The organism is Streptomyces sp. NPDC088252 (genome assembly GCF_044740965.1).
GTDB lineage: Bacteria > Actinomycetota > Actinomycetes > Streptomycetales > Streptomycetaceae > Streptomyces.
Map to the genome: position 1 here is coordinate 43,986 of NZ_JBIURS010000035.1, position 11,816 is coordinate 55,801.

General features: G+C 71.3%; 9 protein-coding genes. 4 read left to right on the forward strand and 5 right to left on the reverse strand.

Going from position 1 to position 11,816, the window contains the following annotated elements; all coding sequences use genetic code 11:
- The first annotated feature begins 30 nt into the window (after window positions 1–30).
- The 3 genes from ACIOHC_RS39585 (at window position 31) to ACIOHC_RS39595 (ending at window position 5,821) form a co-directional block, all read left to right on the forward strand.
- Window positions 31–3,213 carry a BTAD domain-containing putative transcriptional regulator gene (locus tag ACIOHC_RS39585; protein ID WP_401846384.1) on the forward strand — a complete coding sequence of 1,061 codons (3,183 nt, stop codon included), beginning with the start codon at window positions 31–33 and terminating at the stop codon, window positions 3,211–3,213.
- A gap of 604 nt (window positions 3,214–3,817) precedes the next feature.
- A complete protein-coding gene (locus ACIOHC_RS39590) occupies window positions 3,818–4,297 on the forward strand; it encodes a hypothetical protein (RefSeq protein WP_401846386.1) in 480 nt (159 codons plus the stop codon).
- Window positions 4,298–4,594: 297 nt separating this feature from the next.
- Window positions 4,595–5,821, forward strand: a complete 1,227-nt coding sequence (locus ACIOHC_RS39595; protein WP_351086639.1) for a cytochrome P450 — start codon at window positions 4,595–4,597, stop codon at window positions 5,819–5,821.
- Between the two features lie 57 nt (window positions 5,822–5,878).
- On the opposite strand, the gene ACIOHC_RS39600 is transcribed toward ACIOHC_RS39595, so the two are convergent.
- Both ACIOHC_RS39600 and ACIOHC_RS39605 read right to left on the reverse strand, forming a co-directional pair.
- On the reverse strand, window positions 5,879–6,571 hold the full coding sequence (locus tag ACIOHC_RS39600; RefSeq protein ID WP_351086641.1) for an SUMF1/EgtB/PvdO family nonheme iron enzyme: 693 nt from the start codon (window positions 6,569–6,571) through the stop codon (window positions 5,879–5,881).
- Between the two features lie 297 nt (window positions 6,572–6,868).
- A complete protein-coding gene (locus ACIOHC_RS39605; RefSeq protein ID WP_351086643.1) occupies window positions 6,869–7,630 on the reverse strand; it encodes a metallophosphoesterase family protein in 762 nt (253 codons plus the stop codon).
- Window positions 7,631–7,814: 184 nt separating this feature from the next.
- On the opposite strand from ACIOHC_RS39605, the gene ACIOHC_RS39610 reads away from it, so the two are divergent.
- Window positions 7,815–8,921, forward strand: a complete 1,107-nt coding sequence (locus tag ACIOHC_RS39610) for a PP2C family protein-serine/threonine phosphatase (protein ID WP_401846389.1) — start codon at window positions 7,815–7,817, stop codon at window positions 8,919–8,921.
- A gap of 4 nt (window positions 8,922–8,925) precedes the next feature.
- Here ACIOHC_RS39610 and ACIOHC_RS39615 read toward each other — a convergent pair whose 3' ends face one another.
- The 3 genes from ACIOHC_RS39615 to ACIOHC_RS39625 form a co-directional block, all read right to left on the reverse strand.
- Window positions 8,926–9,426 (reverse strand): NUDIX domain-containing protein, encoded by a 501-nt coding sequence (locus ACIOHC_RS39615; RefSeq protein WP_351086645.1) that lies wholly within the window; start codon window positions 9,424–9,426, stop codon window positions 8,926–8,928.
- A gap of 177 nt (window positions 9,427–9,603) precedes the next feature.
- Entirely contained in the window at window positions 9,604–10,503 is a 900-nt protein-coding gene (locus ACIOHC_RS39620) for a hypothetical protein (protein ID WP_401846392.1), read from the reverse strand.
- Window positions 10,500–11,513 carry an SPFH domain-containing protein gene (locus ACIOHC_RS39625; protein WP_351086649.1) on the reverse strand — a complete coding sequence of 338 codons (1,014 nt, stop codon included), beginning with the start codon at window positions 11,511–11,513 and terminating at the stop codon, window positions 10,500–10,502. The genes ACIOHC_RS39620 and ACIOHC_RS39625 overlap by 4 nt, the downstream gene beginning before the upstream one ends.
- Window positions 11,514–11,816: the final 303 nt, after the last annotated feature.

An 11,816-nucleotide genomic window follows, 5' to 3' on the forward strand; every position in this document is an offset into this window, starting at 1 on the left:
GGGGGAGTGGACCGTGCGCCGAGTTCCCCCATGGCCAGAGCCCTGTTGGTCGCGCTGCTCCTGGACCCGAACCGGGTCGTCTCCTACGACCGGCTCGAAGCGCTCCTGTGGGACGGGCGGCCCCCGGCCAGATCCCGGGCCTCGCTGCACAACCATCTGATGCGACTGAGGCGTTCACTGGGCGATGTCTCGCGGGTGCGCAGCGTGGCGGGCGGTCTGGTGCTGGGCGCCAAGGAAGAGGAGTTGGACCACGTGCGCTTCACACGGCACGTGGAGGCGGCGCACGACGCTCGGCTCGCAGCGGACTGGCAGGGTGCGGGCCGCGAGGCGGACGCCGCGTTGTCGTTGTGGCGCGGCGAGCCGTTGGCGCAGTTCCCGACCCTGACCCTCGACGCCGTGGCCCAGGTGGCGGAGTGGCAGGAGGCCCGCCTGCAGGCCGTCGAGCTGCGGGGTGATGCCGCACTGCGCCAAGGCCGCCACGCCGAGTTGCTTGCCGAACTCACGCGCCTGGCACAGGAGTTTCCCGTACGGGAGTCCTTCCACGCTCAACTCCTCCAGGTGCTGCACCGCATCGGCAGAAGGGCCGAGGCCCTGGAGGTCTATCACCGCCTGCGTCGCACCCTCGTCGACACCATGGGGGTCGAGCCCGGACCGGCGGTCCGGGCCGCCTATCAGGAGGCACTGGACGACGAACGGGCCCCCGAGCCGCCCGACGCCGCGGCGGTAAGGTCCTCGGCAGGCGCCTTCGAGTTCACCGTGCCGAACGCCCTGCCCCGGGACGTGGCCGTGTTCACCGGCCGGACCACGGAGATCGATCGCTTGCTGGCCGCCGCCGTGTGCGACCCCGGGACCCTTCCCGGCGTGGTGGGCATCCACGCGGTCGACGGCATGCCGGGGATCGGCAAGACGGCGCTTGCCGTCCACGTCGCGCACCGGCTCAAGGACGCGTTTCCCGACGGCCAGATATTCCTGCCTCTGCACGCCCATACGCCGGGAACGTCGCCCGTGGACCCGGCGGACGCGCTCACCACTCTGCTGCTCGCCGTCGGGGAGAGCCCCCGGCGCATTCCGACCGACCCGGCCGCGCTGCCCGGCCTCTGGCGCAGCCGCGTGGCCGGCCGTCGCGTCCTGGTCCTGCTCGACGACGCCCGTGGCAGCGATCAGGTCGAACCGCTGTTGCCCGGGACGCCCGGCTCGATGGTCCTCGTCACCAGCCGCCGCCGGCTTGAGGCCCTGACCGACGCGACGCCGCTGAGCCTGGATCTGCTCATGCCTGACGAGGCCGTGCACCTGCTCGTGATCAGGGCGGCACGCCCGGACGTCACGGCCTACGACCCGACGGTCCGCGAACTCGCCGCCCTGTGCGGCTACCTGCCGCTCGCCCTCCAGCTCGTGGCCGCCCGGTTGCGCCACCGTCCCACCTGGTCCCCGGCGGACCTGGTGCGTGACCTCGGCGCCGCTCACGGCGGGCTCGACGCCCTGGCCTCGGAGAACACCTCCGTCGCCGCTGCCTTCGATCTCTCTTTGCAGGACCTTTCCCCGCAGAGCCGACGGCTGTTCCATCGGCTCGGGCTCGTGCCGGGGGATTGCTTCGACCCCTACGTCGCCGCGGCCATCGAGGACATCTCCCTCGGCTCCGCACGCGCACTCCTGGAGGACCTGGAGAGCCGGCACCTCCTGGAGGAACGGGCGCGCGGCCGCTATCGCATGCACGACCTGGTCCGCGCCTACGCCCGGGCCGGTGCCGCCGAGGAGACAACGGCTCCTGGGGAGCGCCTGCTCGACTACTACCTGCACGCCGCGGCCGAAGCCGACCGCCACATGGCACGTTTCACCGCCCCGGACCTCGTCCGCGCAGTGCGCCGCCCCCCGGCTCTGCCCGTCTTCCGCGATGCCGAGGACGCCACGGCCTGGATGCACGCCGAACGGGAGAACCTGCGGGCAGCGGTCGAGTACGCCGCCGATCGACGGCACATGGCCCACGCGACGCACCTGCCCGCCGCGATGGCCGAATTCCTGCGGGGAAACGGCCACTGGCTCGATGCGCTGGCGCTGCACCGGACGGCTCTGGATGCGGCCCTGGTGACGGGCGACCTCACCATGCAGGCCGTGGCCCATCACAACAAGGCGATGATCGAGTGCCTGCGTGGCCACTACGAGCAGGCCGAGGCGGGTTTCCGGCAGGCCCTCACGCTCGTTCGCGAGGCGCGGGACCGCCGCCGGGAGGGGATCGCGCTGAACGGGCTCGGACGGGTCCAGCGGCTGACCGGCAGGTTCGGTGACGCCATGGGCAGCCATCGTGACGCGCTCGCGTGCTGTGTCGACGTGGGGGACGTGCAGGGGCAGGCCGCCGTCTGGATCGAACTCGGCCATGTCCAGCAACTCACTGGTGACTACACACAGGCAGCCGCGAGTCTGGAGCGCTCCCTGGAGCTGAGCCGGGAACGTGAGGACGTCACCCGGGCCGGCGCCCTCACCACCCTCGGCGACATCCTCAGGTCCACCGGCCGGTACACCGAGTCCGTCGCCCGCCATCGCGAGGCCCTCACGCTCTACGAGCGTCTCGACGTTCCGCTGGGCGTGGCGAACGCCCTCACCGATCTCGGTGACGTGCTGAGACTGCTCGGCGCGTACGACGAAGCCGCCGGCACCATCGCACGGGCCCTGCGGTTGTCCCGAGAGATCGGAAGCACCATGGGCGTGGCGCAGGCCCTCACGTTTCTGGCCCGGGTGCAACTGCGCCTCGGGCGTCCCGCGGAGGCCGCGCAGGGCCTGCGTGAGGCGCTCGCCATCTGCGAGGAACTGGGCAGCCCCTTCGGGCGCGCTTACGCGACGATGCACCTGGCCGAGGCCACGTCCGCCCTCGGCACGCACGCGGAGGCCCTCGGCCTCGCCCTGGCGAGCCTGGAACTCTGCACGCAGACACAGGACCGCGGCGGCAGGATGACCGCCCTCGTCATCCTGGGCGACGCCCGACTCGCCGAGGAAGCCCCGGAGAAGGCTCTCAAGTGCTACCAGGCGGCTCTCGCCCTGGCCCGTGAGATCCGCTCCCCCTACGATGAGGCCCGCGCCCTCGAAGGCGCCGGGCGATCCCTCGCATCCCTGGGGTCCGCCCGTGAGGGCCGTGCGTTCCTCTGCCAGGCCCTCGCGATCGACGAACGGCTCCAGGTACCCGACGCCGACCGCCTGCGCGCACTGCTGTCCGACGCCTGAGACGGTTGTGCGGCCTCAGGGTGTGAGAGGGCCACGTGCGGCCCGAGCGGGCGGGCGAGGGCGGCGGTCACTGCCTGGCTGCCACGATCAAGGTCAGCCTGGCGATCCGGCCACTGCCCGGCGCCGACGGTATCCACATTCCTGCGACTCATGTCAGCAGACCACCGGCCACGCCGCAGAGCGTCGTTGCCTTTGTGTCAGCCCGTTGCACCTCCACGGAGAGCTCGGCACTCCGTGCCCGAAGCATCTCCACCGACTTCTCAACCCCCCGCGCGACACCATGGGTCCTGCGTTCCCGCACGGCGACCTCCTACGTTGAGACCGGTGGCTTTCGAGGTCCACCCTGGCCGGGTGACGACGATGCTGTTGCTCGATCGAGGGCAACGGGCGCGAGCGCTATCAGAGGTTGTTTGCGGAGTGATCCGGAACGGCCTCTTGATCGTCCATCGGGCCCGACCAGGGATCAGTTCTTGACGGGGTGGCAGCTCATCCGGCCTGGTCGAGGTGCGCTGCAGGCAGCGGGGCGTTCGGGGACCGCCCGTGATGGTGTTCCCGCCTTCCCCAACCTCGGATCGATACCCGGCGTCTCGGTAGGGTGCGCCGGGTGAGCGACGTGTATGAGTTGGTGATCACGGTCGATCTGCGGGACGAGATCACCGAGCCGGAAGTCGCCGAGCTGCGCTGGCATCTGAGAATCGGGCCGCGGCCCGAGCGTCAGTCCATCGTGACCGGGTTCCCCTTCGTGGTCGTGGACGACTCGGGGTATCCGGTGGTCGTGGACGAGCCGCATCCCCTGCTGGCAGAGAGTGGCGCTGCCTCGCGTGTGGGCGGAGTGCTCTGCTCTGCGCTGGCCGGTCGCGCGGACCTGCCCCGGAAGGGCTGGTCGCTGACCTCCCGGCAGGAGATTCACCCCGACGAATTCGACATCGTCGGCGAACTGCTCAGCTGGCTGGCCGTCCGAGCGCACAGCACCCACCTGATCGCGGACCAGGCCGCGGTCCGGATCGGCTGCATCAGGTTCCACGAAGCCCTGACGCCAGACGTGCTCAAGGTGGAGAACGGGCAGGTCGACTGGCCGACCTAGGTCCTCTCGTTCGGATCGAGCCGGCTCGGGCCGCATGTTTCCTCGATGACGTCCCGGGCCCATCAAGGGCTGTCTCGTAACTCCTGGCAGGCGCACGACGGAGCTACGGCACCTCGCCGCGTCGTCGGAACGTCCTCATGAATCCAGTGTGCGGACGTCCCTTCGCCTTGCGATGCACCGCATCCGACGCCGCGCGCTGATCCACCAGGGATTACGGGACAGCCCTTAAGCTGGAATGAATCAGGCCAAAGTCGTACGAATATGAGCGAACGGGCGCGATGCCCACAGGGAGGCATGATGAGCCAGCAGCCGGTCCTCCTGCCCTATGCCGATCCGGCCTTCATGGCGGATCCCTTTCCGTTCTACCGGCAACTGAGCCAGGAGGGCCCGGTACGGCGCGCCGTCATCGCCGGGGGCCTGGAAGCATGGCTGGTCACGCGGTACGAGGACGGCCTCGCGGCTCTGTCCCACCCACAACTGAGCAGTGACGTCCGTGATGCGTCGGATCCCCGGTTCGCCGAACGGCTGCCCACCACCGACCGCGAGTCCGTACTGCGCAACATGCTCCGTTCCGATCCGCCCGACCACACCCGTCTGCGTCGACTGGTCTCCCGGGCGTTCACCGCACACCGGGTGGCGGAGCTGCGGCCCCGCATCCAGGAGATCGCCGACCGACTGCTCGACGAGATCGTGCCGGCCGGCCGCGCCGATCTCATCGAGAGCTACGCCCTGCCGCTCCCGGTCACCGTGATCAGTGAACTGCTCGGGGTGCCCGTGACCGACCGGCACGACTTCCAGCGGTGGACCGACGACATGGTCCTGAGAGGGAACGAACCACCGGACCCGGCCCGGGTGGACGGGGCGTGGCGCCGGATGCGCTCGTACCTGACCGGGCTTCTGGAAGCCAAACGCGCCCGGCCCGGGGACGATCTGCTCAGCGCACTGGTCGTCGCCCGGGACGAGCAGCAGGGGCTGGACGAGGACGAGCTGATCGCCATGGCCTTCCTGTTGCTGGTGGCCGGCTACGTCACCACGGTCAACCTGATCGGCAGCGGCATCGCCGCGCTGCTCGCCCACCCCCGCCAGTTGAGGATGCTGCGGGACGATCCGGCGCTGCTGCCGGGCGCGATCGAGGAGTTCCTGCGCTACGACGGACCGGTCAACCCCGGCATCGCCCGGTTCGCGCGCGAGGACGTCACCCTCGCCGGGGTGGACATCCCGCGCGGTGCGACCGTGCTGATCGCCTCCGCCATCGCCGACCGCGACCCGGAGCAGTTCCCCGACCCCGACCGCCTCGACATCGCCCGCAGGGACAACGCGCACCTCGCGTTCGGGCACGGCATCCACTACTGCCTGGGTGCTCCGTTGGCCCGGCTCGAAGGCCAGATCGCCGTCGGCACCGTCCTGCGCCGCCTTCCGCGCCTCGCCTTGGCGGTCCCGCCCGGCGAACTGCGGTGGCGGCCGGGTGGTCTGCGCGGTCCGGAGCACCTGCCGGTCACGTTCACGGCAGGTGCCCCGGCCTGAACGGGGCGGCTGCCCCGGAGCGGGGGACAGCCACCGGGCGCGCCGTTCATGTCCCGCTCAGTTCGATCGTGCGAGCCGGAACCCCAGGTCGTCGATGCGGAAGGTCGGGTGACTCTTGCGGCGGCACGACGCCCGGCATCCTCGGGGGCGGTCGTACGCGCCGCCACCACGGAAGACGCGGTACGGGCCGTAGACGCTCGGATCGTAGACGTCCCAGCACCACTCCCACACGTTGCCGATCATGTCGTGGAGCCCCCACGCGTTCGGTGCCCTCGTCGCGACGTCGTGCACCCTGCCGCCGGAGTTCCCGCGGTGCCAGGCGATCTCGTCCAGCTCCCCGTAGCGGGTGTCGGACGACCCTGCCCTGCACGCGTACTCCCACTCCGCCTCGGACGGGAGGCGGTAGCCGTCGGCCTCCCAGTCACAGACCACGTCCTGCCCGTCGGGATCGTCACCGAGCACGTAGCAGGGTTCGAGTCCCGTCGCTCGCGAGAGCAGATTGCAGAAGCCGACGGCCTCCTTCCAGGAAACCTCCGTCACCGGTGTCAGCGGGCCCGCCGGGCCCGCGGGCGTCTCGCCCCCGACCGCCCGGTACAACTCGGTGGTCACGGGATACGGCGCCAGCCGGAAGGCCCCGACCGCGACCTTCCAGTCCGTCCGGGTGCCCTCGTCCCGCAGGACGATCTCCCCGGCGGGGATGGCTCTCATGTCCTCGGCCACCGCCTGTCGGAGTAAGGCTTCAGGGCTCATCGCTGCTCCTCATACGCCTCCGGTGCCTCGGACCGACGTGCTGCTGACCCGGCAGCAGTACGGAAGCCGGTCCGGGCTTCCGGTCATTCGGACAAGTGACGGTACCGATTGCCGGGAAACGGTGCCGGGGCGGATCGGAGTACGGGCCGTCGTGCCCGGTTCCCGGGCCGCCCCAACCGCTCGCGGCCGACGTGTCGCACCGTGTGCGGCTCGTGAGCGGCGCGCGCGGTCGAGGCCGTGGGAGCCCCCGCCGGGACCGGGCCGCCCACGGGGCTCAAGGGGCCGCCGAGGGGGATGTCAGGGCGCGTGGTCGCGGCCGTCCCGTGGGGCGAAGGCGTGAAGAGCGTCCTCGTCCGTCGCGCGGGCGTGCAGGAAGTAGTCGGTCCACTCGGAGATTCCGGGGTAGCCGGAGTCGTGCCCGATCTGCGCCGACGCGGTCTCGACGTCGAAGTCCGTGGTGCGCAGTTCGACGCCCGGCCCGAGAACGGCCCAATGGGCTCCCGCTCTTCCGTAGGGCATGCCGACACTGCCGGGGTTGACCACGAGCCGACCGTGGGCGAGGCGGACGAACGGCATGTGGGTGTGGCCGCAGACCACGGTCCGCACGTCGTCGTCGAGTCCGCCGAAGACCTCTTTCCAACGGTCGAGGCGGGAGTCGACCAGGACGACTTCTTCGTCGTCACGGGGAGTCGCGTGGCAGAACAGCACCTTCCCGAGGCCGCGCACCGACAGGGAGAGCGATCGGGGCAATGAGCCGAGCAGGTCGAGATGATCCTCGCGCAACTGCTCGGCGGCCCAGGGGGCGATCGGATCGGGAATCGATTCCCGCTGTCCGCGCCGGTATTCGAGGAGTTCGCGGTCGGCGTTGCCGCTGATCCATACGACGCGGTCGCCGAGGCCGATGAGCCGGTCGAGGACCTGGTTCGGCTGCGGGCCGGCGGTGATGTCGCCGGTGAGCACGATGCGATCCGCGGCTTGCACCTCCGGATCTGCGAGCACGGCCTCCAAGGCCGGCAGGACTCCGTGGATGTCGGACAGTACGGCGACTCGATTCAGCATGGTCACAAGTGTGCGGCCAGAACGGTCGGGGTGCGGGAACGTTCGCCGGACACATGGCCAGGGCCGAGGCGGCCGGGGGTCCGATCGCGGGCCCAGCGGGACCCGGTCCCTCGGTGGGCATATGTGGACATCATGGGTGGTACGTTCAGATTTGGGATCCTGGAGGGGGCGACAGGGAGTACAGGTGCAGGAGAGTCGGCGCACGGCGGCATGGGCGGGCTGGCTGCTCGTCGTGCCGGCCCTGGTGTCGGGTGTGCTGCTGAATGTCTTCGCGCCCCAGCCGTACATGGGGCTTCCGCTGCTGGCCGCGGCGCCGTTGATCGCCGGAGCGATGCTGTCGTTCCGGGCGGGAGTTCTCGTCGCCGGCCTCGCCTGCGGTGTGTCGCTGGTGCTGGATTTCGTCCGGGGGCGTTCGACCACGGCGAGCTTCGTCGATCTGGCCGTGATCGGCCTCATCGGGATTCTGGCGCTCGCGGTCAATCTGTTGTTGCAGCGTCAGGGGCGGGACCTCGCGCGGGCCCGGGTCATCGCGGAGGCGGTACAGCTGGCGGTGCTGCCGGACCCGCCGTCGCGGGCGGGGCCCTTGGCCGTCGCCGCGGGATACACCGCCGCACAGGCCGAGGCGAGGATCGGCGGCGACCTCTTCGCGGTGCAGGAGACCCCCTACGGCGTGCGCATGATCATCGGGGATGTGAAGGGCAAGGGGCTCCAGGCGGTCGCAGCCGTCTCGGTGGCGATCGGGGCGTTCCGTCAGGAGGCCGAACACGCCCCCACACTGGCCGAACTGGCCCAGCGCCTGGACGACGCGCTGAGCAGGGAGTCGAGCCGCAGCGGCAGCAAGACGTCCGGCGAGGACTTCACCACGGCCGTGCTGGCCGAAGTGCCCGGCGACGGCGCGCTGCTGCGCCTGGTCAACCGTGGCCATCCGGGCCCGTACCTGATCCACGACGGTGTGGTCGCACGGCTCGACGCCACCCGCCCGCAGCTGCCTCTGGGCATGGGGCTGGGCGCGGTGGCCGCGCCGGAGGGCGACACCCTCACCGATGTCTTTCCGCTGCCGTCCGGCGCGCTGCTGCTCCTGATCACCGACGGTGTCACCGAGGCACGCAATCGCACGGGTGCCTTCTACGATCCGTGTCTGTCCGCCACCCTCACCGGCAGCCGCTTCAGGGACCCCGACGACCTGGTCCACGCGGTGACCGCGGATGTCGCACGCTGGACCTCCGACGGCCACCAGGACGACATGGCCATCCTCGCCGTCGCCCGGCGCGGCGGTCACCGGCTCGGCTGAGGACTCACGAGGCGTCTTCGGCGGCGGAGACGGTCAGCCGGTGCGCCGGCGGGTGTTCGATCGGGAGATCCGGGCGCCAGGCGGCGAGCACCTGCGCCGAGGGACCGAACAACGGCCTCGGCAGTGCGTCGAGTGCGGTCCACTGCCAGGTGCTGATCAGATGGGGCTCGGTCACCCGGGGGCGCCCCGACTCCAGGGTCACCACGGCCGCCATCGACACGCGGTTGATCCCCGCCACCACGTCATGGAGCATGGCGAAAACCCTCACGCCGGCCACATCGACCTCCAGGCCCGTCTCCTCGCGGAGCTCACGGACGGCGGCGTCGGCGATGGACTCATGGGTCGGGTCCACCTTGCCACCGGGGAGCTCCCAGGTGCCGCTGTGGTGTCTGCCGAGCAGCACCCGCCCGTGGGCGTCCTGCACGATGACGCCCACGCCGAGCGCCGCCTGCGCCAGAGGCGGACGGGAGTTGCGGGGGAGGGTTTCGTCAGGGGCGGTGTCCATGGTGCTCCTCGCGGGTCGGCGTGGGGTGTTGCGGGCGGGGGCCTCGGCAATCCGGTGTACGTGAAAGGAAGCCTACGGACCACCGTTTGTCCACGACGGCCGGACAACGGCTGCGCGGGGTGGGCGCGGAGGGCGCCGACCCGGCGACCATCCTCGTCAGGGGTGTGGTTCGGGTCGTCAGACCGTCAGCCGCAGCGATGTCGCCGAGATGCCCAGCCGGACCGTCTGCCCCCACGTCAGGTCCAGCGCGTCCGTCTCCATTCCGTCGCCGAAGACCACCACCCGGTCGGACTCGACGGTGAGCCTCAGCCCCTGTCCGCGCCCCAACTCGCCCGCGACCAGCGAAGTACCGGTCGCGGGCGAGGGCCAGGCCTCGCGGACGAACCACAGCAGCCGGGGATCGGTGGGCGCCGGGAGCGGCAGGGCGCTGCGGCGCTCCTGCCACAGAGAGCGGAGCCAGCCCGTGGCACCGGTGCCCGTGCCGACCAGGACACCGGACGAGGCCTGCGGTTCGGTGGCGGCGCCGGGCGCGTCGGGGCCGATCCGGTAGCGGGCGGTCTGGTGGCCGGGCGGACCGAGATAGATCTCGTTCAGGGCGAGCAGGCGCTGGGTGTCGTCGGCGACCGCCTCGACCATGGTGAGTTCGTCCACCGTGCCGACGGGGGACGCGGCCGCCCGCAACAGGCCGGCCGCGTCGGAGGGACGGTGGCGTACGAGCACCCCCGGATTGCGTCCGGGGTCGGTGTCGATGCCCACGACGGGCTGCCCGGACAGGTACTTGGCGACGTTGGCGACCAGCCCGTCCTGCCCGACGACGACCACCACGTCCTCGGGCGCGAACAGGAAGCGGTCGAGATCGACGCGCTCCACCCGCGACTGCCGCCACTGAAGCGGTACGGCTGCCGCCACATCGGCGAGCGCCTGCTGGGTGTGTCGGTGCCGCCGGGCCACCTCGTCGATGGACCGGCCGCGGCTGGACAGGAAGAACGCGACTTGGCCGTGCGTGCCGTGCCGGGCCAGCAACTCCTCGTACTCCGTGGTGCGGTGGACCAGGACCGCGCGGGGGGCGAGGCTCATGCCCGGGGCTCGGGATCGGTCCTGCCGAGCTTGCTGAGCAGGCCGGTGAGGACGTCGGGGGAGAGGGTGAGACTGTCGATGCGGGGCAGGTTCTCCGCCAGTCTCGTCGTCGCCAGGGCGTGCAGGGTCGCGGCGTCCACCTCGCCGTGCACCCGCAGCCAGGCCGCCTGGGACTCCGCGCGTGCGGCACCGACCTCGCGTGCGGCCTCGGCCTCGGCTCGGGCCAGGCGTACCTTGCGTGCCGCCTCGGCCTCGGCACGCACCGCGTCGGCCGCCGCGTTCTCCTCGGCTTCGCGCCGGGAGTTGGTGCCGCGCTGCTCGACCAACTGCTCCTCGCGGCGGGCAAGCTCGATCTGGCTGGCCAGCTCGTTCTCGGCGATGGCCCGTTCCCGTTCCACGGCAACGGCTCGGCGTTCATAGGTGGCCCGGTCGGCCTCCTGCTGGATCTGCTCGCGGGCAGGGGTGCGCAGGGCTCGCTCCACCTCGGCTTCGGGACGGATGGCGACCACCCGCACCGCGACCACATCGATACCGGTGGCGGGCAGCCGGGGTTCCGCGGCGAGCCCGGCCGCGACCCGGTCGCGCACCGATGCGACCCCGTCGACCAGTGCCTCGGCCAATGCGGTCCTTGCCAGCACGTCCAGCGTGTGCTGTTGAGCGGTCTCGGTGAGCAGGGTGGCGATCTGTTCCAGCGGTGCTCCGCGCCACACCCCGGTGTCCGGGTCGACGGAGAAATCCAGTCGGGCGGCGGCCTCGGCCGGGTCGCTGATCCGGTACGTCACGGTGGCCTGCACGGTGACGTCCTGGAAGTCGGACGTGCGCGCGTGGAAGGTCATGGCCAACTCCCGGTCGTTGACCGGGACTTCGGAGAGCGCTGCGGTCAGTGAGCGGTACCAGAAACTCAGCCCCGGCCCGTCGTGGGCGAGCCGGCCGCGCTTGTGGTGGCGGATGTGCGCAGTGGGTGCGGAGCGCAGATGGCGCCAGCCGAAGCGCCGGGTGATGTCGGCCATGTCGGAATCCCCTCTATTTTCGTCATGCAGACGATAAGGGGGTGTGGTCAATATCGTCAAGGGGACGAGAATGATTGTCGGTCCGCGTCGGTCCGCGTCGGTCCGCGTCGGTCCTGCCGGGGGCGGGGGCGGGGGCGGAAAAGGGAACCGGAGGTCCGTGGGCGGGTATCGGTCGGGGTGGGCGGGAGAGTATGGAGAACGGGCGGGCCGGGGGGGCGGGCGGGGGCCCCCGCCCCCCCCCCCGGGTGGCCCCCCCCCACCCCCCCCCGCGCCGCCGCCGGGGGGCGGGAGCGAGGCCGCCCG

Bases quoted from the DNA above. Each gene is read 5' to 3' on its own strand.
- ACIOHC_RS39585 (WP_401846384.1), top strand. From the start codon at position 31: ATGGCCAGAGCCCTGTTGGTCGCGCTGCTCCTGGACCCGAACCGGGTC.
- ACIOHC_RS39595 (WP_351086639.1), top strand. From the start codon at position 4,595: ATGAGCCAGCAGCCGGTCCTCCTGCCCTATGCCGATCCGGCCTTCATG.
- ACIOHC_RS39600 (WP_351086641.1), bottom strand. From the start codon at position 6,571: ATGAGCCCTGAAGCCTTACTCCGACAGGCGGTGGCCGAGGACATGAGA.
- ACIOHC_RS39605 (WP_351086643.1), bottom strand. From the start codon at position 7,630: ATGCTGAATCGAGTCGCCGTACTGTCCGACATCCACGGAGTCCTGCCG.
- ACIOHC_RS39615 (WP_351086645.1), bottom strand. From the start codon at position 9,426: ATGGACACCGCCCCTGACGAAACCCTCCCCCGCAACTCCCGTCCGCCT.
- ACIOHC_RS39620 (WP_401846392.1), bottom strand. From the start codon at position 10,503: ATGAGCCTCGCCCCCCGCGCGGTCCTGGTCCACCGCACCACGGAGTAC.
- ACIOHC_RS39625 (WP_351086649.1), bottom strand. From the start codon at position 11,513: ATGGCCGACATCACCCGGCGCTTCGGCTGGCGCCATCTGCGCTCCGCA.